At 36.7% G+C, this 22,823-nt stretch carries 20 protein-coding genes and 3 tRNA genes; 5 read left to right on the top strand and 18 right to left on the bottom strand.

Translation table 11 applies throughout. The features are described 5' to 3' along the window. Nucleotides 1-50: 50 nt before the first annotated feature. The 4 genes from porK to ACR1PO_RS15260 form a co-directional block, all read right to left on the bottom strand. The gene (gene porK, locus ACR1PO_RS15275; RefSeq protein ID WP_433987293.1) at nucleotides 51-1,475 is read right to left on the bottom strand and encodes a T9SS ring complex lipoprotein PorK/GldK; all 1,425 of its coding nucleotides are present in this window, start codon (nucleotides 1,473-1,475) and stop codon (nucleotides 51-53) included. A 108-nt stretch (nucleotides 1,476-1,583) separates the two neighbouring features. After that, on the bottom strand, nucleotides 1,584-3,437 hold the full coding sequence (gene glmS / locus ACR1PO_RS15270; protein ID WP_332386215.1) for a glutamine--fructose-6-phosphate transaminase (isomerizing): 1,854 nt from the start codon (nucleotides 3,435-3,437) through the stop codon (nucleotides 1,584-1,586). Nucleotides 3,438-3,477: 40 nt separating this feature from the next. Further along, nucleotides 3,478-5,121: a DUF4270 family protein gene (locus ACR1PO_RS15265; protein WP_433987292.1), complete on the bottom strand. Its 1,644-nt coding sequence runs from the start codon at nucleotides 5,119-5,121 to the stop codon at nucleotides 3,478-3,480. A 13-nt stretch (nucleotides 5,122-5,134) separates the two neighbouring features. Then, nucleotides 5,135-5,905 (bottom strand): glycogen/starch synthase, encoded by a 771-nt coding sequence (locus tag ACR1PO_RS15260; RefSeq protein WP_332386217.1) that lies wholly within the window; start codon nucleotides 5,903-5,905, stop codon nucleotides 5,135-5,137. Between the two features lie 171 nt (nucleotides 5,906-6,076). On the opposite strand from ACR1PO_RS15260, the gene panC reads away from it, so the two are divergent. Beyond that, on the top strand, nucleotides 6,077-6,925 hold the full coding sequence (panC, locus tag ACR1PO_RS15255) for a pantoate--beta-alanine ligase (RefSeq protein WP_332386218.1): 849 nt from the start codon (nucleotides 6,077-6,079) through the stop codon (nucleotides 6,923-6,925). A gap of 175 nt (nucleotides 6,926-7,100) precedes the next feature. Here the strand turns inward: panC and ACR1PO_RS15250 are convergent. From ACR1PO_RS15250 to ACR1PO_RS15240, 3 genes are all read right to left on the bottom strand, one after another. Beyond that, nucleotides 7,101-7,173 (bottom strand) — tRNA-Lys (locus ACR1PO_RS15250). 56 nt (nucleotides 7,174-7,229) lie between these two features. Then, nucleotides 7,230-7,312: transfer RNA gene (locus ACR1PO_RS15245), tRNA-Leu, on the bottom strand. A gap of 34 nt (nucleotides 7,313-7,346) precedes the next feature. Then, nucleotides 7,347-7,419, bottom strand: a tRNA-Lys gene (locus tag ACR1PO_RS15240). A gap of 116 nt (nucleotides 7,420-7,535) precedes the next feature. Between ACR1PO_RS15240 and ACR1PO_RS15235 the strand changes: the two genes are divergently transcribed. Next, the gene (locus ACR1PO_RS15235) at nucleotides 7,536-8,051 is read left to right on the top strand and encodes a shikimate kinase (RefSeq protein WP_433987291.1); all 516 of its coding nucleotides are present in this window, start codon (nucleotides 7,536-7,538) and stop codon (nucleotides 8,049-8,051) included. Between the two features lie 18 nt (nucleotides 8,052-8,069). Here the strand turns inward: ACR1PO_RS15235 and ACR1PO_RS15230 are convergent, their stop codons facing one another. Further along, nucleotides 8,070-8,507 (bottom strand): RNA-binding S4 domain-containing protein, encoded by a 438-nt coding sequence (locus tag ACR1PO_RS15230; RefSeq protein WP_332386219.1) that lies wholly within the window; start codon nucleotides 8,505-8,507, stop codon nucleotides 8,070-8,072. A gap of 55 nt (nucleotides 8,508-8,562) precedes the next feature. Between ACR1PO_RS15230 and ACR1PO_RS15225 the strand changes: the two genes are divergently transcribed. After that, the gene (locus tag ACR1PO_RS15225; protein WP_332386220.1) at nucleotides 8,563-9,312 is read left to right on the top strand and encodes a hypothetical protein; all 750 of its coding nucleotides are present in this window, start codon (nucleotides 8,563-8,565) and stop codon (nucleotides 9,310-9,312) included. A 75-nt stretch (nucleotides 9,313-9,387) separates the two neighbouring features. Here ACR1PO_RS15225 and ACR1PO_RS15220 read toward each other — a convergent pair whose 3' ends face one another. From ACR1PO_RS15220 to ACR1PO_RS15200, 5 genes are all read right to left on the bottom strand, one after another. Continuing rightward, on the bottom strand, nucleotides 9,388-10,905 hold the full coding sequence (locus tag ACR1PO_RS15220; protein WP_433987290.1) for an FMN-binding glutamate synthase family protein: 1,518 nt from the start codon (nucleotides 10,903-10,905) through the stop codon (nucleotides 9,388-9,390). Between the two features lie 53 nt (nucleotides 10,906-10,958). Next, nucleotides 10,959-12,305 carry a tRNA (N(6)-L-threonylcarbamoyladenosine(37)-C(2))-methylthiotransferase MtaB gene (gene mtaB / locus ACR1PO_RS15215; RefSeq protein WP_332386221.1) on the bottom strand — a complete coding sequence of 449 codons (1,347 nt, stop codon included), beginning with the start codon at nucleotides 12,303-12,305 and terminating at the stop codon, nucleotides 10,959-10,961. 66 nt (nucleotides 12,306-12,371) lie between these two features. Beyond that, the gene (locus ACR1PO_RS15210) at nucleotides 12,372-12,962 is read right to left on the bottom strand and encodes a DUF1572 domain-containing protein (protein ID WP_433987289.1); all 591 of its coding nucleotides are present in this window, start codon (nucleotides 12,960-12,962) and stop codon (nucleotides 12,372-12,374) included. A gap of 83 nt (nucleotides 12,963-13,045) precedes the next feature. After that, entirely contained in the window at nucleotides 13,046-15,148 is a 2,103-nt protein-coding gene (locus ACR1PO_RS15205; RefSeq protein WP_433987288.1) for an FIDD domain-containing protein, read from the bottom strand. A 197-nt stretch (nucleotides 15,149-15,345) separates the two neighbouring features. Continuing rightward, on the bottom strand, nucleotides 15,346-16,143 hold the full coding sequence (locus ACR1PO_RS15200; RefSeq protein WP_002984735.1) for a hypothetical protein: 798 nt from the start codon (nucleotides 16,141-16,143) through the stop codon (nucleotides 15,346-15,348). Between the two features lie 204 nt (nucleotides 16,144-16,347). Here ACR1PO_RS15200 and glgP point away from each other — a divergent pair, with 204 nt between their 5' ends. Further along, nucleotides 16,348-18,015, top strand: a complete 1,668-nt coding sequence (gene glgP / locus ACR1PO_RS15195) for an alpha-glucan family phosphorylase (RefSeq protein WP_433987287.1) — start codon at nucleotides 16,348-16,350, stop codon at nucleotides 18,013-18,015. A 95-nt stretch (nucleotides 18,016-18,110) separates the two neighbouring features. Here the strand turns inward: glgP and ACR1PO_RS15190 are convergent, their stop codons facing one another. Together ACR1PO_RS15190 and ACR1PO_RS15185 are read right to left on the bottom strand one after the other, a co-directional pair. Further along, on the bottom strand, nucleotides 18,111-18,299 hold the full coding sequence (locus tag ACR1PO_RS15190; protein WP_002984739.1) for a DUF6496 domain-containing protein: 189 nt from the start codon (nucleotides 18,297-18,299) through the stop codon (nucleotides 18,111-18,113). A 12-nt stretch (nucleotides 18,300-18,311) separates the two neighbouring features. Continuing rightward, nucleotides 18,312-18,785: a hypothetical protein gene (locus ACR1PO_RS15185; RefSeq protein ID WP_433987286.1), complete on the bottom strand. Its 474-nt coding sequence runs from the start codon at nucleotides 18,783-18,785 to the stop codon at nucleotides 18,312-18,314. A 120-nt stretch (nucleotides 18,786-18,905) separates the two neighbouring features. Between ACR1PO_RS15185 and ACR1PO_RS15180 the strand changes: the two genes are divergently transcribed. Next, entirely contained in the window at nucleotides 18,906-21,035 is a 2,130-nt protein-coding gene (locus ACR1PO_RS15180) for a S9 family peptidase (protein ID WP_433987285.1), read from the top strand. A gap of 126 nt (nucleotides 21,036-21,161) precedes the next feature. Here the strand turns inward: ACR1PO_RS15180 and ACR1PO_RS15175 are convergent, their stop codons facing one another. From ACR1PO_RS15175 to ACR1PO_RS15165, 3 genes are all read right to left on the bottom strand, one after another. Continuing rightward, nucleotides 21,162-21,968, bottom strand: coding sequence for a GLPGLI family protein (locus ACR1PO_RS15175; RefSeq protein WP_433987284.1), 807 nt, complete (start codon nucleotides 21,966-21,968; stop codon nucleotides 21,162-21,164). Nucleotides 21,969-22,102: 134 nt separating this feature from the next. Further along, nucleotides 22,103-22,249 carry a bacteriocin-like protein gene (locus ACR1PO_RS15170; protein ID WP_433987283.1) on the bottom strand — a complete coding sequence of 49 codons (147 nt, stop codon included), beginning with the start codon at nucleotides 22,247-22,249 and terminating at the stop codon, nucleotides 22,103-22,105. Nucleotides 22,250-22,636: 387 nt separating this feature from the next. Further along, on the bottom strand, nucleotides 22,637-22,819 hold the full coding sequence (locus ACR1PO_RS15165) for a bacteriocin-like protein (protein WP_433987282.1): 183 nt from the start codon (nucleotides 22,817-22,819) through the stop codon (nucleotides 22,637-22,639). Nucleotides 22,820-22,823: the final 4 nt, after the last annotated feature.

Raw genomic sequence — 22,823 nt, 5'->3', positions numbered from 1 at the left:
TGAGTTAGTTTTTTTAATATTAAATAAAATTGTTATGAAAAATTGTCTGATTAATTTCTGTTAACTCTTCTTGGCTTCACAGCTGCTTCAGGAATATCCTGTACAGTTCTGAACCCGATATAGCTTCTTGCGGAATCTTTTCTTTCCCAATCTCTTGCACCAGTCATTAGCGCATATCCTATATCTTTCCAAGATCCACCTCTTACAGATTTCTTCGTATCTAGTTTATCTTTAGTAGAAGGATTTAATGTAGAAGTAAATCCAGCTGAAGAGTTGTTGTATGAAGATGATGTCCACTCAGAAACGTTTCCAGCCATATCAAATAACCCAAATCCATTTTTCTTAAATTTCTTAACTGGAGCTGTATATGTATAAGTACCTTTTTTCTCGTCTTCCATGTAGTTACCTCTCTTAGGCTTGAAGTTAGCCAGGTAGCAACCTCTGTCATCCATTAAATATGGACCTCCCCAAGGGTAAGTAGCATTTTGCATTCCGCCTTTTGCGGCATATTCCCATTCAGTTTCTGTTGGAAGACGGAACTCTAATGGTCTTTGTTTTTTTCTTTTTAAACTTTCGTTGTAATCTGTTTTCAATTTAGATCTGAAGTTACAATAAGCCCTTGCCTGATCCCAGGTAACCCCAACAACAGGATAGTCTTTGTAAGCCTTGTGCCAGAAATACTGTTCAAACAATGGCTCATTGTAAGCAAAGTGGAAATCTTTTACCCAAACTGTAGTATCAGGATAGATCGCGATACTTTCGCTTTTCAGGTAATTAGCTCCTCTTTCGTTATCAGCAACTGCAGCATCCATATCTCCCCAACGGTAAGTATATTTAAGCTTGCTTACATCTAAAATTCTTTCGTTTCCGATTCTTGAGGAAGTAGGCAGATACATAGATTCTAAAACTTCTGCGTATTCTACATCCGGATATTTTGATGTGCTCCAGTGTAAAGGAATTTTCCAATCTAATCTTTTGCTTGCATCATAGCCTCCGTCTTCCCGGCCCCCCTGGCCTTCCATATATTCTTGATAAGGTGTTAAATTTTCTTCTTTTTTAGCAAGGTATGCATAATCTCCTATGCTTGCCCCTTTACGTCCGCCTTCATCACCACCTTCTCCGGCAGCTTCAGCAAGTAAAGTTCTCGCGATAGAGTCTCTTACATAATTGATAAATACTCTGTATTCTGCATTGGTGGTTTCTGCTTCATCCATGAAGAAAGAAGAAACAGTAACTGTCTTCAATGCTGCTTTTTCAGGTGTATTTGTCGGATCCTGGTCTGCTAAACCAGCAACAAACGAACCTGCAGGAATTGCGACCATTCCGTATGGTCTTTCCGCAACAAATGATTTAGTTTTTTCTCTTGGTATCAATTCTCCTTTTGTTCCTGGCTTCCCTACAGAAGAGCTGCCACCACCTGAACAAGATACCGATGCTACCGACGCAGACAATAATAAAAGAAATATCCTTTTCATGTTAATTTTTATAATTAAGCCGTAAATATATAATTTTTTTAAGAAACTTTTAAGATTTTTTTTGAAATAACGGAAGAAATCTAAATTTATTTTATTTACAACAACTTTTTATTCCACGGTAACAGATTTTGCAAGGTTTCTCGGCTGATCTACGTTGGCTCCTCTATAAACTGCAATATAATAAGCAAGCAGTTGCAGAGGTACGGAAGCAACGATTGGAGAGAAACATTCTGAAGTTTCAGGGATTTCGATAACATAATCTGCCATTTCGCTCACCTGACGGTCTCCTTTATTAACTACAGCGATAATTTTTCCTTTTCTCGCTTTAATTTCCTGAACATTACTTACAATTTTATCATAGTGACCTTTTCTTGGTGCTATAATAACAATCGGCATGTTTTCATCGATCAGGGCAATCGGACCGTGCTTCATTTCTGCAGCCGGGTATCCTTCTGCATGGATATAAGAAATTTCTTTTAATTTTAATGCTCCTTCTAAGGCTGCAGGATAGTTGTATCCTCTTCCTAAATAAAGGAAATTGGTAGCTTTCACAAAATCTTTCGCAATATCCTGTGTAAGCTCATGAGTGGTATTTAACACTTCTTCAATTTTCTTAGGCATAGCATCAAGCTCAGCAATTAAGCTCATGAACTCGGCATTTCCTAAATTTCCGTTGTGTTTTCCTAATTTAAATGCAATTAAAGTAAGAATGGTAAGCTGCGCTGTAAATGCTTTTGTAGAAGCAACTCCAATCTCAGGACCGGCGTGTGTATAAGAACCGGCATCTGTAATTCTTGCAATGGAAGAATCTACCACATTACATATACCATATATAAATGCACCTTTTTCTTTGGCAAGTTTTAAGGCAGCCATTGTGTCAGCAGTTTCTCCGGACTGGGAAATGGCAATGACCACATCTTTATCGGTAATAATCGGGTTTCTGTATCTGAATTCTGATGCATACTCTACCTCCACTGGAATTCTTGCATATTCTTCAATCAGATATTCTCCGATAAGACCTGCATGCCATGAAGTACCACACGCGATAATAATAATTCTGTTTGCATTTTTGAATCTCTCCACATGATCCCAGATCCCGGCCATTTTGATAATTCCCTCATCAACAAGAAGTCTACCTCTCATGGTATCATGTACAGATTTAGGCTGTTCAAAGATTTCTTTAAGCATGAAATGCTCGTAACCTCCTTTTTCAATCTGCTCAAGGCTCAGTTTAAGCTCCTGAATTTCCGGCTCAATTTTAGAGTTTTCATTGATGGTTCTGATGTCTACCCCGTTTTCCAGAGAGATGGTTGCCATATGACCTTCTTCAAGATAAATAGCTTCTTTTGTAAACTCTACGAAAGGAGAAGCATCAGATGCAATAAAGTATTCTTTATCACCGATCCCGATTGCTAAAGGAGAGCCTAATCTTCCTACCACCAATACTCCCGGGTAATCTTCGTGAAGTACAGTGATTGCATAAGCTCCGTATACTTCATTCAAAGCATATCTTACTGCTGTCGGGAAATCAATATCAGGATTAAGATCCATAAAATACTGGATAAGGTTTACCAATACTTCTGTATCTGTTTCTGATTTGAAAGTAAATCCTTTTTCAGTAAGCATTGTTTTAATCGTATCATAGTTTTCGATGATACCATTATGTACAATTGCTATTTTTCCGTTGTTTGACAAATGCGGGTGGGAATTTCTGTCACTAGGAACTCCATGGGTAGCCCAACGGGTGTGTCCCATTCCAATTTTAGACTTTCCTTTCAGTTCTTTAGAAATATTCACCAAATCTTCCACTTTACCTTTTGTTTTTTCTACTTCCAGCTTGTTATCTGGACTTTCCAAAACAATTCCGGCACTGTCATACCCTCTATATTCCAATCTTCTAAGACCGTTAATTACAATTTCATAAGCGTCTTGAAAACCTGTATATCCTACTATTCCGCACATATTTTTATTTTGTCTAGTGTTGTTTGTTGTTTATTTTCTTCTATTTTTTCGTCCCATAAGTCACCAGTAACTGGATTCTTTTTGGATTGGTATTCGTTTTATCTACTCCTGTAAGAATAATTCTGTTCATGTCAAATGCTCTTGTCGTATTACGAACTCCTAAAAGGGTTCCTGTAGGATTTGTAACAAATGACCCGGCAGTAATTACTAATGGTTTATTAGTAATCAGCTTGGTATTTCCATCAGGATCTTTTTCTGTTTTTTCTTCAACAAGATCCTTGATTGTTTTGGTTACTACAAAATCATAATAACCAGGATTTTCTTTATAATAATATAGCCCCAGCCCAGTTGTCAGATCTGAAGTGAATAATAAATTTTTGTAATCTATTTTACCAGCAGAATCTAATGTATTAGCTAAAAGTGTAAACCTGCGGTCTTCAGTAGAGCCTGTATTTTTCCATGTTTCAGGATCCAGGTACACTCTGATCTTAGCACTTACAATACCCGCTTTATCTTTTACAAAAATGTCCTTAAGCTGTGCAATTGTTTCATCCTTAATTTTTACGATCACAGAAGGGCCACCCATTCCCTGAACAAAAAGTCTGGCATCACCATCATTAGGATTACTCGTAGCCAATGAAGATGCAACAGCCGAACCGGATCTGCTGTATTCATAGAGCCCCAGATGCACATTAGCACTTCCTAAATTAAAATTAAGTGTTGTCTGCGGTCTTGTGGTTGTTCCGTTGTCTGTTTTATCATATTTATAATACATGATAAGCTGCAGATCATTAGGAGAGAACTGATAAAGATATTTATCCGTTTCATCCACAGAAATTTTTATTCCTTTAAAATATCTGATAAAGTTAGCAGCATCCTGAAGTTCAGGCTTTCCTTTTTTATCAAGAATGTGAGTCTGGAAAAAGTCTGTATTGCTCAGCTTCATTCTGAATCCAAGGTTTCCTGTAAATACGACTGAGTTATCAGATTTTTTTGTAATGGATACGGAACTGATTTTACCGTCAAATACTCCTGAACCTAACAGTTCACCGGTACTTATTGATGCATTGGAACGTTTTAAAGCATCATTATTTGCATCTAAGAACGTTGTCACTTCGTGTACATTGATTTTCATTGTTTTTGAAGCCACTTTACCGTATTTACGAACCGGGTAAGTTTTCTTCTCAATGGAAACTGCTGTAGCAACCCCATCTACCGGGAAATCACTTTTATCAAATGTATTTGTTTTCAATGAATCGCTTTCAAAGAAATAAGTATTTGCCGTTGTATTCGCTGGTGGTCTCACTACAAGGACTACAGAATCTACTTTTGGATTCGCTCCGTTAAAGTCATAGTTATCTACCGGCATTCTCAGCTGAGTAACATAAGAAGCTCTCTGCATTCCGAACTGGTTTTCAGTAAAAGCTCCAAGAACGCCAACATAAGAAGCGGCACCCGATTCGTTCAGTCCGCTGATCAGCCTGGAAGCATCACTTTTGATGGAATCTTTATTATCGTAATTGTATGCTATAACAGGATATGAAATTTCATTGCCTTGTACTGCATCACCATTAAACAGCTGCTCACCAAGAGAATCCGGATCAGGTTCACAGTTATGAAGGAATGTACTTCCGAAAAACGCCATCAAAAGTATGGCGAAGGTCTTTTTAAGATTATGAGTCATTAAAAATGTGTTTTTAATAAATTTGATTTATAGAATCTATGTCAAGATATTCCGACTTTTGAGTTGCGGTTTCATTGAAAGCCTTATCCAGGTCTTCATCCAGAAACTCGTCTCCCTTCACAACGGCATCCACATAGTTCATACTCTCAATAACAAAACTTTTAATCGTTGGGTTATCTAACGCTTTTAATCCTGAAATATTATCAAATTGCAGCTTTTCGTTGATCTTTTTATCCAGATCAGCATCTTTCTCATTGTAAAGAGAAAGTACAATTTTAGCGTCTTTGAAATAAGTATCTGATTCGTAGTACGTTTTAAGATAAATTGGAACAAAAGAGGACATCCATCCATTTAAATGAATAACATCCGGTACCCAGTTTAGCTTCTTAATGGTTTCAATAACCCCTCTGGCAAAGAAAATAGCTCTTTCGTCATTGTCTTCGAAAGGATTTCCTTCATCATCGAAATAATATTGTTTTCTTTTGAAGTATTCTTCATTGTCAATAAAGTAAACCTGAAGTCTTTCCCCCGGAAGAGACGCTACTTTAATGATCAGAGGCTGGTCCAGGTCATTGATAATAATGTTCATCCCTGAAAGGCGGATTACCTCATGAAGCTGGAACTTTCTCTCACTTATTTGTCCAAATCTTGGCATAAAAACTCTTACATCATTGCCTTCTTGGTGCATCTTAAGTGCCATTTTGTTTACCACTGCAGCCATATTTGTATCTTCCTGATATGGATACATCTCTGTAGTAATGTACAGTATTTTTTGATTCGGCATAAACTTTCTATCTAATTTTTGTAAAAATGCTTTAATGTGCAAAATTACAAAAAAACATCCAACATTATTTTAATTAACATTTTTTTACGATAATTCCCTTTTTCAAATTAATAAAAGCGCATATTATTATGCGATATTTTTACTATTTTTGAAATAGTATTAAAATAAACTATGGAAGTTATAAAAAACAGGAAAATTCTTCAGGATTTCATTGAAAGACAGAAAGAAATGGGAAAAAGAATTGGCTTTGCCCCTACTATGGGAGCCTTACACCAAGGCCACCTTTCTCTGTATGAAGAGGCAAAAAAAGAAAATGACCTTGTTATTTCTTCAATTTTTGTAAATCCGACCCAGTTCAATAATCCTGAAGATCTGGAAAAATATCCGAGAGATATCAACAGAGATATACTCATTCTCCAGAATTCCGGCCTTGTAGATGCTGTTTATATTCCGGAGGTAGCAGATATTTATCCTGAAAAGGCAGAAAGTAAGCACTATGATTTTGATGGATTGGAAAGTGAGATGGAAGGAAAATCAAGACCCGGCCATTTTGACGGGGTGGGAACTGTTGTAGAAGAGCTTTTCAGACAGGTACAGCCAGACAATGCTTATTTTGGCGAAAAAGATTTCCAGCAGCTCGCTATCATTAAAAAGATGGTAGATAAAAAGCATCTTCCTGTTAAAATAACCGGAGTTCCTATTTACAGAGCAGAAAACGGATTAGCATTAAGCTCCAGGAACCAAAGACTTCATGAAGACCGCAAAGAAGCTTCAAAAGTAATCTATGAGACTTTAAAAAAAGTAAACGACTGGTTCAGGACCGTCAGCATTCCTGAAATCAAGGAAAGAGTAGCTGATATTTTTGATGATCAGCCGGGAATGAAGCTGGAATATTTCCTGATTGCCGATGAAAACACATTACAGGAGACTGATTTTTTCTATAAAGACAGAAATTTCAGAGCCTTTATTGTAGTTGTGGTAGATGGAGTACGATTAATTGACAATATGCATCTGGATTAATCATTCAGAATTTACATAATAATATCCCTGGCTTTTAGTTGGGGATTTTTTATTGAACAAAATAAAGACAACAAACCTGATTTCATACAAAAATCAAAGGCCTCCTGAAGGAAGCCTTTGAAACACCAAATCACAAAATATTAATATGAAAAAAATTTACTTTTCAGTAAACTTGTGACCCGGCTGGGATTCGAACCCAGGACCCATACATTAAAAGTGTATTGCTCTACCAGCTGAGCTACCGAGTCGGCCACAATTAAAATGAAATAAATTTCAATATTAATTATTAAATTTTTCTTTGCAGTGCCTGCGACTGGACTCGAACCAGCACATCCTTAGGAAACCACCCCCTCAAGATGGCGTGTCTACCAATTTCACCACGCAGGCAATAAAATTACAAGACAGTAATCTTTATTGCTAGTGACCCGGCTGGGATTCGAACCCAGGACCCATACATTAAAAGTGTATTGCTCTACCAGCTGAGCTACCGAGTCGGCCACTTATTACAACAAGTTTTCATTTAAGTAATGTCCCTTGTTTTAAGTGGTGCAAAGATATGACTTTTTTCTTTATCTCAAAACTTTTTCGCAAATTTGTTTAAAAAAAATTCATGGTAATTTCATTGATCGGATACATGGGAAGTGGCAAATCACACATTTCCAAAATATTAAGCGAAAAAATCGGTTTTAAACTGATCGATCTCGATAAAGAGATTTCCAGACGAAATAAATTAACCATCCCTGAGATTTTTGAGAAAAAGGGAGAGATTTACTTTAGAAAGCTGGAAAGGGAGGCGCTGGAAGAGATACTGGCTTCTGAAGAAAATGTGGTTTTAAGCCTTGGCGGAGGGACTCCTGTGTACTATAATAATATGGAAATCATCAACCACAATTCTAAGAGTGTTTTTTTAAGAACAGGTGTAGGAACACTGGTAGAAAGACTTTCAAAACAGAAAGAAAAAAGGCCGCTGATAGCCAATATATCAGATGAAGATCTTCCGGAATTTATTGCCAAACACTTATTTGAAAGAAATCAGTTTTACAGCAAAGCGCAGTTCACAGTAGGAACAGACTCCCGGGAGCCGGAAAATATTGTTAACGAAATAATAGAAAAGCTCTATCTCTAGAGCTTTTTTACTTTTATATTAATCTTCGTTCCCGTCTTCACTATCTGTCTCTCCGAAGAAATCATCCCAGTCTGTAAAATCTGAGTCGATATCATTTCCTACATATTCATCCATTTCTCTTCTGTCTTTTTTGGTAGGCCTTCCCTCACCTTTATTCCTGTAATAATCCTGCGACATCTTACGAAGCTTCAGCAATTCGTATTGTTCTTTATCCGTCACATCCTGGATATGAAGCGGTACCAGCTTGGCTCCTATCCTGCTCTTTGGAATTTGAATTACCTTTATTTTATAATCAATCTGATTTTTACGGATTTTAATCGTATCCCCTTCTTTTACCTCTTTAGATGACTTTACGGCAGACGTGCCTATAGAAACTCTGTTCTTTTTAATCTCCTCTGCTGCAATACTTCTCGTCTTATAAAAACGAATGCTCCATAAAAATTTATCTATTCTCATATTTTTTTATACTTTTGCCGTTATATTATTTGTAAAGTAATTAAAGTTTTTTGAAATGAAAAAAATATTTTTATATATCCTTGCAGGATCTTTATGTTTTTCTGCTTGTAAGAAAGATGATGATGTATCAACCTATGTAGAGCCGGAAGATGTTGCTACGCAAAACACATACGATGATCAGGCCATTAAGAAATTCATGGATGAGAATTATCTGGATGCACAAGGTAATATAAAAGCTTTCAGTTCTACGGATACTGCGGATGATAATGAAAAGAAGCTGTCTGAACTGAGTCCCGTAACACTACCTTCAGGAACTATCTACATTATGAGAAACGGAGCTCAGCCAACGCCAGCTGATTCTGCAAAAACCATTAATGATGATGATATTATCAAAATTATGGGAAGAGCATACTCTTACCTGGCTGTTAATTCTGATGGAAACACCACATTTCAAGCAAAAGCTGCCTTTTTAAATACCATTGATGGAACAGGTGTTCCTGTTATTGACCCAATGTATTATTATGTAAAGAAATCAATACTGGAGGCCGGTACTGATGCGGCAAAACAACCAGGTTATTATCAAATATCAGGTTTCAGAGAAGCTTTACAGAAATTTAAAGCATTTGATAACCTTACCAGTGAGACACCTTATAACTTACAGGGAGTCATTATCGTTCCCTCCAGAGCTGCTTTTGCAAGAAATCCTCATTATCCGTATTTAAATACTTCTTACAGAAATAAATCTTTTGTGTTCAACTTTCAGATTTATGGAAGAGCAGACAGACCTAGCGGAGAAAAACAGTAACAATACTATATAATAACAATAAATAAATAGCCCCAAAATGATGATTTTGGGGCTATTTATTTTTATCAACATGAATTATGATCTTGCTTTCTGTTTTACATTTCCTAAAATATCCGGGAAATAAAGGTCTGCAAGGTGGTCAAATTCATCTCCCCTCATAAACATGGTGGCATCTACTTCTTCATAAGAACTTCTTCCCGCAGCAGCAATAAGTTCATTGCAGGTGTGAAGGGTATTTTTATGGAAGTGATATACTCTTTCTGCCTTATCCGTTACATCAAGTCCTTTAATAAGCATTTTATCCTGTGTTGCTACTCCCGTAGGACAGTTGTTTGAGTTACATCTCAACGCCTGGATACATCCTAAAGAGAACATAAATCCTCTGGCATTGTTACACATATCTGCTCCCATTGCAATGGCTCTCAGGATATCAAGGCTGGTAAGAACTTTACCGCTGGCGATCACTCTTAATTTACTTCTTACATTATAGTTGTTAAGTGTCCTGTTTACAAATATTAAAGCTGGCTCCAATGGCATTCCTACCCCGTCAGAAAATTCCGGTGGTGCTGCTCCTGTTCCTCCTTCGGCTCCGTCTATAGTAATAAAGTCCGGATAGATCTTCAAAACGTTCATTTGCACACAGATATCCTCAAATTCCTTGGTATCACCGATACAAAGTTTAAAACCAACAGGCTTTCCTCCTGAAAGATCTCTCAGCTGCTGTACAAACCTCAACAGCCCTGCAGCATCAGAGAAAGCGGTATGTGATGGTGGAGAAATAACAGTCATTCCCGGTGTTACGTGACGAATTGCTGCAATTTCCGGAGTATTTTTCACGCCCGGCAGCACTCCTCCATGGCCTGGTTTTGCCCCCTGTGACAATTTGATCTCAATCATTTTCACATTAGGAAGGGTTGAATATTTGGTAAATAATTCAGGATTGAATTTTCCTTCATCATCACGGCACCCGAAATACCCTGTTCCAATCTGCCAGCATAAATCTCCTCCCTCCAGATGATAAGGCGAAATTCCCCCTTCTCCCGTGTTATGATAAAAGTTTCCTTTTTTAGCCCCCCTGTTCAGTGAGATCTGTGCTCTGTCACTCAATGCTCCGAAACTCATTGCTGAGATATTGAATAAGGAAGCATGGTAAGGCTGTGTACACTGCTCACCGCCAACCCATACTCTGGGAAGTTCTTCTGATGGTGACTTTGCATAAATAGAATGCTTGATCCCTTCGTATTTTCTGTGGTTCACTTCAAGCTGTGTCCCGAAAGCTACCGTATCACTTAAATTTTTTGCACGTCTGTATACTGCAGAACGCTGGTTTCTTGGAAACGGTTTTCCGTCTGTTTCCCTTTCAATAAAGTATTGCTGCATTTCTGGTGAAATACTCTCGAAAAAATACCGGAAATATCCCAATACCGGAAAATTCCTTAAAATAGCATGTTTCGATTGGTAAGCATTGTAAACACCCAATGCATAAATTGCGGATAACAGCGTCGGTATCCAGTAATGCGCTCTGATCAGCATTGCTATAATCCATGTAGCAACTACTAATACAATTCCCCAAGATAAAAACTTATCTCTCATGAATGTAGTATTTAAAGTTTAAAAATAAATTTAGTAGAATTTTTGCAAAGAGCCTATGCTTTTGCTAAAAAATTTTGGTAGGAAGATTGCACAGAAACCGTGCCATCTGACAGGATTTTTTCTAAATTCAGAAATTCGATTTGGTTTACGGATGCAGGATCAAAGTCTTTCTGGACTCTCACATAGTTTTCGGTGAAGCCAAACATTTTCCCGTCTTTATTTTCGTGCTCCCAAAGAACAGGAAGCGTCTTTCCAAGTTGTGTCTGATAAAATGCCATCTTCTTCTTTTCAGAAAGGATCCTCAGCATTTTATTACGTTTTTTTCGTTCCGCCACAGGAACTACTCCGTCCATTGCTGCGGCTTCCGTATTTTCTCTTTCAGAATAGGTAAATACGTGAAGATAGGTAATAGGAAGCTCATTCAGGAAATTATAGGTTTCCATAAATCTTTCCTCTGTTTCTCCCGGGAATCCTACAATAACATCTACACCGATAGCCGCATCAGGCATAACCTCGCGGATCTTGTTCACTCTGTCGTTGTAAAGTTTAGTCAGGTAACGACGCTTCATCTTTTTCAAAAGATCATCACTTCCGGATTGTAACGGGATATGAAAATGCGGAACAAAGCTTCTGCTTTTAGAAACCAGTTCAATGCTTTCATCTTTTAAAAGATTGGGTTCAATAGAAGATATACGGATTCTTTCTATCCCTTCTACTTTATCCAGCTCTGAAATAAGATCAAGAAACGTATGTTCATGTCTTTTATTTCCAAACTCACCTTTACCGTAATCACCGATATTTACTCCTGTAAGAACAATTTCTTTGATATCTTTAGCAGCAATTTCCTTAGCATTTCTAAGAACATTTTCAATGGTATCTGAACGTGAAATTCCTCTTGCTAACGGAATGGTACAGTAGGTACATTTGTAATCACAGCCATCCTGCACTTTGAGGAAAGCCCTGGTTCTGTCCCCGATAGAATAGCTTCCGATAAAAAAGTCGGTTTCTTCAATTTCACAGGAGTGCACTATACCTTCGTTCTCAGATTTCTCCAAATCATCAAGGTAGCTTAGAATATTGAATTTTTCTTTTGCTCCCAAAACGAGATCAACGCCTTCAATCTGTGAAATTTCTTCAGGTTTCAGCTGTGCATAACATCCGACAATTACTACCAGTCCTTCCGGATTGGCTTTCATTGCTCTTTTTACGTGAAGTTTACATTCACGGTCAGCATTTTCTGTTACGGAACATGTATTGATAACATACACATTTGCTTTTTCATCAAAACTTACCTTCTCATAACCTGCATCTGTTAATTGACGGGCAATAGTAGATGTTTCTGCAAAGTTTAATTTGCAGCCCAGTGTATGAAACGCGGCAGTTCTGTGAAAAGTAGACATTTGTTACTCCTGAATTTTATGGGTGCAAAGATAGTAATTTTAATAAGAATGCAAGATTGATTCAATCTATTGTTTATATTCGTCCCTCACTTCAGGACTGTTTTGAAAGCAGACAGGTGATGAATTGCTTTCCTGATCTGTACTTGAAAATCTGGTTTTCATTTCTGTATTAAACTGTTGGGAACGGTTTCTGGCAATAGAAAGTGTATTCCAATCTTCATTTTTTATCATTTTAGCAATATAAACGATCTGACCGATATGGTACGGATAATGAGCCAGCTGACGAAAAACGGCATCCATCACGGAATGTCCTTCTCCTCTGATATATATTGTTGAATAAAGATTCTCATTATTTATTTTATCAAGAGCATTAAAAAAACAGGTCCAGCCTTTTTCCCAATATTCAAGGACTTCTGCTTTAGTTGTAAAAGAGTTGACAAACTCATCATCACGGTTACGATAAGATTTTTCTCCGTCTTCAGTAAGGAAATTAGTCCATCTTGAAAGCATATTTCCGGCAATATGCTTCACTATTACAGCAATCGAATTACTTTCTTCATTATACTGCCAGAATATCTGCTCGTCTGTGAGCTGATCAAAGGTTTTATCCCCAAGTGATTTATAGTATTCAAAACGTTTTATGAACAGGTCTTTCATGCTTTCTATTTTGCTACCTAAATTAAAAACTTTAAAAATAAAACCACTTCAAATTGAAGTGGTTTTTTCTATCTGTTTTATTATTATTCTCTGTTTTTCACCAGAACCCAGCCTGTATATTTAATGGCTGTATTCTTTTTATCATTTTCATTCCATGTGATAGAATACCAGTAGGTTCCTGTAGGTACTCTTCTTCCGCCCTGGGTACCATCCCATTTATAACCATTTGATCTGTCTGCCTGGAAGATTTTATTTCCATACCGGTCAAAAACATTCATGATCAGGTTTTGTTTACTGGCCAGTGCAGAATAGTCGATCACATCATTTATTCCGTCTGCATTAGGAGTAATTACATTGATCAGATTAGGCACAACGATTCCGATTTCTATCGGATCACAATCATAGGCATCTTTTACATATACTTTATGATCCCCTCTTGAAAGGTTATTGAAAACATTGGAATCCTGCCAGATGATATTATCTATTGAATATTTATAAGCCGGGGTTCCTCCGATTACAGATACTGTGATGGTATTATTCGAAATATCAATACCGGAAACAACCGGTTGCTCGGAAGGAAGTACTTTTACTGTTTGTGTCGTGATACATTCTCCTGTTTTAAGTTTCACCCAGTATACTCCTATCCCTGCCTTGATGGTTTGAGTTGTAGCTCCTGTACTCCATTCATAACTTTTGAATCCAGGTCCTGCATCCAGCGTTGTCTGATCTTCGGCACAAATCGTCACATCTTTAAGTTTATCGGAATATACCGGTGGAATAACGACTAAAGTAATTCTGGCAATTGTGTAACATCCCTGGGCATTCGAAACCCTTACATATACAAATCCGTTAGGTGCAATATAATTATTGGCATTCAGGATCTCATTAGTTTGATTAAGAGCATCTGTCAATGAAGGATAATATTTTTTTGTCGGATTGGTCTGTCCTGTTACTGAAGCATTGACAAGATTGAAAGAAGCCGTGGATGGGTTGGATTCAATGAAGCATGATCTTAAGGTTGCTTCATTCACAATCACAACCGGATAAAACTTCAGGGTAATCTGTGCTACAGCACTGCAACCGAATTCGGATATCACCTTCACATAGATAACGCCTTCTGCAGAAACAAATGCCATTGGATTGGTAATCTCATTAGTACCGGCATTGAGATCTGCCATCGTATGATAATATTTTTTGGTGACATTCGGGTTTGCGATAACGTCAGCTGTAGTCAGATCAAATAAAGCTGTGCCTGCATTATTATTGTTACACTCGGTCAATGTTACATTTTTAACTGTTATAGCTCCATTTTTGAATTTAAATGTTCCTACCTGCTTACACTTATTAAGCGGATTAGAAGCATTTGTAGGGTCGGTATAACTGATACTGTAATAATAAACAGTGGTTGTATTGACAGTGACAGGGGTTGTAATCGGATTATTCCCTGTTAAGGCATCATTCTGGCTCACATGGTAACTTACCCCAAAGTTTTGATTCCCGTTAAGAATTCCTGAGGATAATGTAGAAAAATCAAATAAAGCTGTAGGAGAACATATTACCACTTCTCTCGGGTCAGCAGGATTGGCTGCCGGAATTCCGGGAGGATTAAATGGCTGGGTCTGGATGCTTGGATCCGTGAACGGTGAAGCCAGTGTTGCAGTTCCGCCCCATGTTAAAGAAAACGGAGCCGTGGTAGAACTGGTGCTGCTTACCCAGTTATCAATAAACAAATAATAAGTCTGTCCCGGCAAAACATCAAGATACTTGCAATAAGGAGTCAGTGAGCCTCCTGCGGCACTTAGAAGTGTGCTTGTCATGTTCAGGCCTGTAGCAGGGCCAGGCCCGATAACCGTTGCAGCATTACAACGTATTGGTGAACCTAAGCTTCCACAGGTTACATTAGGACCAAAAATGGCCCAGTCATAATCGGCATCAGGATTGTTCGGGACGAGGTCGAAAGTGAGTGTTCCTCCTGTAGCAATGGTGATTTTATACCATATTGAGTTGTGCTCTCCGGTAAAGTCTATACAGCTTCCCGAGTTGACCAATTCTTTTATATTACCATATCCTGTAGGACTGTAAGTGATATTTGAGTTTCCGCAAACGGAAAGTGCAGTAGCACAATCGGCCTGGGCATAGAAAGTATGAGAGAGGCATAGAAGTATGAAAAGTAAAATTTTTCTCATAGATATATGTTTATGGTTATATTAGTTATACATCACACTGATAGTCAATGCACACCAAATATACCTATATTTTAATTATAAACAATAAAATCTCAATAATTTTAAACTATTACAAATTAAAAAATGAAATAATTTAAAATTATTTATATTATTTTCAATTAAAACACAAAATAACTAAACATATAAAAACACTCACTTTACTTGATACTTGTAATATTTCCACAAAGATTTTCAAGGTGGAATATTTTGTGGAAAGGACTTTTCACTTCCTTCAGATGTTCTTTGTCCTGAATAAAAGTATATCGTGAAGCAATGGAATTCATGTCTGAAACAATAACCAGCCAGCATTCATCCACAGAAGTGTCATAATAAGGAAATTTTTCGTTCTTTTTTTCAATGAGTTCCAGAATCTTTTCCGAACAGAGCTCATCAAACAGGTTCATGCTGTACTCATGGGTGATAAAAACATTCCTGCGATGGAAAGATTTTCTCAGACTTTTTACGCAGCCTACGGGTTTATTTTTTTTTATGCTTTTGTAAATACTGATAATGTTTTCCTGCTGTACTTCCAGGTTATCAAATTTGGTTGCCGGATGGAATTCTAAAAAATAAACACCACGATATTTCGTAGTGTCTTCCTGTTCTAATAATATTTCTGCCTGACGGAACATTTTATTCAAAGTGCTTTCCACTTTTTTCATTTCCAGATGGTTGATGACTTCAGTAAGTTCTATTCCGATTTTTTTGTCGTTTAATTTTGCGATAAAGTCCGGGCTCTCGCAGGTAAGGTTTTCAAATTTCACTTCGGGGAAGTGGTGCATGAAAGAGTTGAGAAGAAGAATCTCAGATTTCTTTCTGTATTTTTCACGGTCATGCAGCGGAGATTCGTCTATGGTACGATGATACTTTTCTATGGGCTTTTTTTTCAAATGCCTGTTCAGGTAATATAAACTCAGATTCTTGATCAGATCTTCATCAGAAAATGTCTTTTTCATGTGTGATTTTTTTATTTAATTAAAGAACACATGCAGCCATTGGCTTTCATCATTAAAAGTTTTTGATAATCAAAAATTTACACTCTTAAAGATAAGTAAAAAAACAATTCAATGCTTAGTTTTTACATTAATTTATCTATTAATTAATGTAAAGTTTATTTTCATTATTTATACCTTTGCTTTTTTAAACACAAACCTACATTTATGGATTTTAGGAATTTCAGAATACCCTACAATATCAATCCTCAATATTCCAAAAAAACTGTTTATTTCTCAATGGAGTTTGCTCTTGAGCAGGTACTGAAGATATATTCGGGAGGGCTTGGCTTTCTGGCAGGATCTCACATGAGAAGCGCTTACAATCTTAAGCAGGATCTTATTGGCATCGGGATCTTATGGAAGTTCGGTTATTATGACCAGGCGAGAAATCACGATCAGACCTTACAGCCGGTATGGACAAGAAAGATGTACAGCTTTCTTGAAGACACCGGAATCAAATTTCAAATCGAAATCCACAGTGCTCCGGTTTGGGTAAAGGTATGGTATCTGGACCCTGAAATTTTCAATACGGCACCCATGTTTTTCCTTTCTACGGATGTTCCGGAAAATGACCACGTTTCCAAAACAATCTGCCACAAATTATATGATGCCAATGAATCCACAAAGCTTGCACAATATATTTTATTAGGAAAAGGCGGAGCCAAGTTACTGGATGAAATGAATATTGAAAGAGACGTTTATCACCTGAATGAAGCTCACGGACTGCCTGCAGCTTTTTATCTTTTAAGAAAATATAACGGAGATCTTAATAAAGTTAAGGAAAAACTGGTTTTCACAACCCATACCCCGGAAGAAGCAGGTAATGAAAAGCATAGCTTCAGGTTATGTTATGATATGTCTTATTTTTCAGGATACAGCATGGAAGAAGTGAAAAAGATTGAAGGATCTGATGATGACCGTTTCAATCATTCTCTCTGCGCATTAAGAATGGCAAGAATGGCCAATGGGGTTTCCCAGCTTCATGGTGTAGTATCCAGAGCAATGTGGAATAAATACCCTGGAATCTGCGAAATTACCTCTATTACAAATGCCCAGGAGTTTAAATACTGGTCCGATAAACCTTTATACAATGCAAAAGATGAAAATGATGCAACTGCTTTTGACTTCCGTAAAAAGTATTTAAAGAAAAAGCTGTTCAGCATTGTCGCAGATCAGACAGGGAACTTATTTAATCCTAATGTCTTTACCATTGTCTGGGCGAGAAGATTTGCCGGTTATAAAAGAGCAGAGCTTCTTTTACATGATAAAGAAAGATTCTACAGACTCCTGAATAACCCAAAATATCCGGTACAGATCATCTGGGCAGGAAAGCCCTATCCAATGGACTACTCTGCCATTTCTACGTTCAATACGCTGGTTGAAGAAAGTAAAAACCATAAGAATATTGCTGTTCTTACAGGTTATGAACTTTCTTTAAGCAAATCTCTGAAACAGGGTTCTGATGTGTGGCTTAATAACCCAAGGGTTCCAAGGGAAGCTTCAGGAACTTCGGGAATGACGGCTGCAATGAACGGCTCTGTTAATTTATCCACAGATGACGGCTGGATCCCGGAATTCGCAAAACATGGAGAAAACTCTTTTGTAGTTCCCAAAGCAGATTATCTGAATATGAGTATCTATGAGCAGGACAATTACGATTTAAACAAGTTGTATGAAATCCTGGAAAACGAAATACTTCCTACCTATTATGACCGACCTGACGAATGGAGAAAAATCCAGCACAATGCGATGAATGATGTAAAAGATCATTTCAACAGCGACAGGATGGCGGATGAATATTACAAAGTACTATATACTAAAGCGGACTGGTAAAATAAAAAGGCAGAATAGCTAAAAACGAATAACATATTTGATATTTTGCCATTCAATAAAAAACCCGGAAAAATTTTCCGGGTTTTTTATTGAGTTTATTTACTTTTTTTCTTAGAAGGCACTTTAAGGCCTTTTTCCCTCGCTTCAGAAATACCGATGGCTACGGCTTGTTTTCTGCTTGTCACTTTCTTTCCGGAAGAAGATTTCAGTTTTCCTTCCTTGAATTCGTGCATAACTTTTCCTACTTTGTCCTGAGCTTTTTCTGAATACTTAGTCTTGCTCATGATAAGATTTTTTTAAGATTTTGGCAGGGATACCCCTAATTCATAAACACAGGCATGTTTCAAATATTTTGAACGCTCTCTCGATGTTACCGACTCAAAATGATCATTCTTGATCACAATGATCGGGTCTTCCGCATTTTCAATTTCAAAATTGGCTAAATACCTTTCATCCGGCGGAGACTGCTGTTGTTTTGCTTTAATTTTCTGCAGTTCATCCGCATATTTTCTGAATCCCGGGTCTGAGGAATGGATAAATTTATATTCATCGCCTGCATACACATAGTAATGAAGTTTTTTTTCTATCAAACCCGCTTCATCATTGATTTCGGGATTATCATTCCCGTCTCTGAATACGACTTCCACCAATGTTCCTCCTTTTTTACGGGCGCATTCCTCTGCGTCATTAAAACTGGAAAAACCTGTATAAACGATCTGATCATTCATTACATAACGGTTCAGTTTCTGGTTGTATGCATTCGTTTCCATAATTATTATTTGATTTGATTATAGTTAATGATATTCAATTTTTTTGCCAAAAAGCTTATTTGAAAAGCTTTTTTACACATTTAATAAAATTATTATCTTTGAAATCCATTAATGTTAGAAATGAAAAAACTACTCTTAACTCTTACTGTGGCGGCAGTATTTCAAAATGTATCGGCGCAGGAAATCACTTTAGATAAAATTTATTCAGGATATTACCGTGGAAAGGGGATTGCAGGAATCTCTTCCATGAAAAACGGGGAAAACTATCTTGTTATTGAACCATCAGGAATTGCAAAATATTCTTACAAAACTTCACAAAAAGAAGGAAATCTTGTAGATGGAAAGTTTGAAAGCTATATTTTTTCTGATGATGAATCTAAAATCCTTTTACAGCTGGGAAGCCAGCCTATTTACAGGCATTCTTTCCTTGGAAAATTTGATGTTAAAGATTTAAAATCCGGGAAAGTAATCAGCTTGAATGAAGGAAAGCCGGTTCAGGAACCTACATTCTCGCCTGATGCAACGAAAGTAGCCTTTATTTCTGACAATAATCTTTTCTATCAGGATCTTGGTTCAGGGAAAATCACACAGATTACTACCGATGGTAAAAAGAATTCAATCCTGAATGGTCTGGCAGACTGGGTGTATGAAGAAGAATTCGGACACGCAAGACAATACGAGTGGACCAAGAATTCTGATGCGATTGTATTTGTAAAGTCTGATGAAAGCCAGGTTCCGGAAATCTATATCCCGATCTATGGAAAAACCCTTTATCCGACTGAAATGCGCTATAAGTATCCGAAAGCAGGCGAGAAAAACTCTGTAGTTTCTGCACAGCTATATCGTCTTGACAACGGAAAAACAATGCAGCTGAACTTAAGTTCTTTCAAAAACTATTATATTCCGAATGTCTTCCAGACAGCAAAACCGGATGAAATCGTTTTAATTACTTCCGAAAGAATCCAGAATGCTTCAGACATTTTAAAAGTAAATACCAAAACAGGAGCTGTTCAGAAGTTGTTTACTGAAACGGATGAAAAATGGATCGACACAGACAGCCCTACTCTGGAATTCCTTGAAGACGATTCATTCCTCTGGGCTTCTGAAAGAGACGGAAACCGCCATCTTTACTGGTATGACAAAGACGGCAAGCTTAAAAAGCAGATTACAAAAGGAAACTGGGAAGTAACCGATTATTATGGATTTAATCCAAAATCTAAAGAAATTTACGTTCAGACGACCGAGAAAGGAAGCATTAATAAGGTAATTTCCAAAGTAAATATCGAAAACGGAAAAGCTCAGCTGATCTCCAATGCGGAAGGAAACAACTCTGCCAATTTCAGCAAAAACTATAATTATTTTATTGAAACCTCTTCCACTGCCTCAAGACCTTATACTTATGTTTTAAAGGATGGTAATGGAAAGACAGTGAAAGAACTTCAGAACAACAACGAACAGCTACAGAAGTTAAAAGCTGATAATTTTGTTGAAAAAGAATTCATCACGATCCCCAATGCTGTTGGTGATCAGATGAATGCCTGGATCATGAAGCCTAAGAACTTTGATCCAAATAAAAAGTATCCTTTATTTATGTTCCAGTATTCCGGACCGGGATCTCAGCAGGTGGCGAACTCCTGGGATAATGGCAATGCAATGTGGTTCAATCACCTTGTACAAAAAGGATATATTGTAGCTTGTGTAGACGGGCGTGGAACGGGTTACAAAGGAGCAAAATATAAGAAAGTAACTTATATGAACTTAGGAAAATATGAGATTGAAGACCAGATCACTGCAGCAAAGTGGTTCGGAAACCAGTCTTATATTGACAAAAGCAGAATCGGAATGTTCGGATGGAGCTTTGGTGGGTATATGACCAGTCTGGCCATGACGAAAGGAGCAGATGTTTTCAAGATGGGAATTGCTGTAGCACCGGTAACCAACTGGAGATATTATGACTCAGTATACACGGAAAGATTTATGAGAACGCCTCAGGAAAATCCTGATGGATATGATAAAAACTCTCCTACAGAATATGCGAATCTGTTGAAAGGAAAATTCCTGTTAATCCACGGAACTGCTGATGATAATGTTCACTTCCAGAACTCAATGGAGTTTTCTGAAGCTTTGATTCAAAATAAAAAACAATTTGATTTCATGGCTTATCCGGATAAAAACCACGGAATTTATGGTGGACAGACAAGACCACAGCTGTATCAGAAAATGACGGATTTTATTTTGAATAACTTATAATAAAATACTATAAATACCTTTTAAAATTGTAGAAAAAAGGGTTATATAATCAAGTAAGGGAATAAAAGTGCACTCAGCTGAGTGCATTTTTTATATTCAGGTAGTTTTAAAACATTTAAAGCCTGTTTAATTATAATTGACTTTATGGTTGAGTTCAATTGGATTATTGTTTTCCCTTATTCGTTTTTGAATACTTTCCGTCATCTGTTTTAAACTTATTTCCACCGGATATCCTTTTTCATCAGTTACTTTATACTTTATATTTCTTGCCTTGATTTCTGTAAACGGATCCGAATAATAATCCCGTTGTATCTTTTCATAGGTTTCCCAGGTTATTTCTTTTCCCTTTCTCAAATAAAACGTTTTATTTTTATCAATATTTATAGTCTTTATCAAACTAAAATCATAATCATTTTTATCATCAGAAATTTTTATGATCAATCCTGGCAATCCATGAAATATATAAGGTCCTTCCGGTAGGGGTATGCTATGACTGAACCATGCTATCCAATTTCTTTCACCATACTTTACTGTGGCTTTCTGACATTCCATATCTCCCAATTTCATTCTTTCGGGCAGAATCTCCCAACTTAGCTTATCATTTATAGTGATGTTATATAAATCATGCATTGATAGAGTTGTTATACATTTGATGATACTTTTATTTATTAAATTCTTAATAATATAAAGCTGATTAAGTGAAGTTTTTGGTCCGCCTTCCCAATATCCGTTTTTCAACATTAATGAATCAGCATACCTTTCTTTTTTTGACCGGAAAGCAGACTGCCCTCCGATTATATCAAGATAATAGTTGCCGGTTTCAAAAATTTCTTTATCCGGATTTGGCTTATGCTTAATTTCGTAAACAAACGAAATAAGTTGTGCAGATAAAATATTTGAAAGAAAAAGTAAAATAAATAATAATTTTTTCATAGTAAATATTAAGTCCTTGTTCAACAAACTCAATGAAAATATTAAAGCACAGGAACAATATGAGATGCATTACTGCATCTCATATAAAATAACTTTTTAAGTTTACATACAAGCATTATGAGTTAGTGATTCAACTACTTGTCCGTTTTGGACCGTATAATGAAAACCACATCCAGACCCCATTGTGCACATATATCACCAGCTCCCGGCTGACAAAAATCTTTTAGACCTCCTTGGACACTTTTTAACTTTTCTCTCGAAATCTTTTTTAATTTCTTCATAATAAATGTTTATGTGTCAATATTGACATCTCGAAACTAGGAAACAAACCGTTTATCATAAAGAAATCGGCTTGCATATTTTGTGTAATTTTAAATTGTCTCCTGATACATATTGTGTACATCTATACAAAATTCTTTAACTAATACCATGTATTTAATTTTTATATGTATTTCAGCCATCGTTTTGCAAAGTATTATTCATTTTATTCTTATACTCCTCCTACAAACTTTTCTAAGAAAACAATTGGAAAGATTTACTATGATACAAAGAACACCCTTTCAATAATTTGAAAGGGTGTTCTTTGTATAGAAAGGATATTTTTACAGCTTATCCAATTCCATAAGATGATTAAACGTTTCTTTTTTTGTTAAGAAAAACTCATTTATTTAACAAACTACTGGGTAAGCCCTGCTTTCACATAAAGGTGTAGAACTTGTATATCTACATTCACTGCATATATCGATGATTTTAAAGCAGCATTTATAATACACTCCACTGCTACCATCTCCTGCAGCCTCTCCTTTAATAATTTTCAAATCTTTCCTCGAAAGTTTTTTTAATTTCTTCATAATG

It is taken from the genome of Chryseobacterium amylolyticum, from assembly GCF_051011775.1.
In the GTDB taxonomy this organism is placed as follows: Bacteria; Bacteroidota; Bacteroidia; order Flavobacteriales; family Weeksellaceae; genus Chryseobacterium.
Note: the sequence above shows the minus strand (reverse complement) of the source record. Positions and strands in the feature narration are given on the sequence as shown.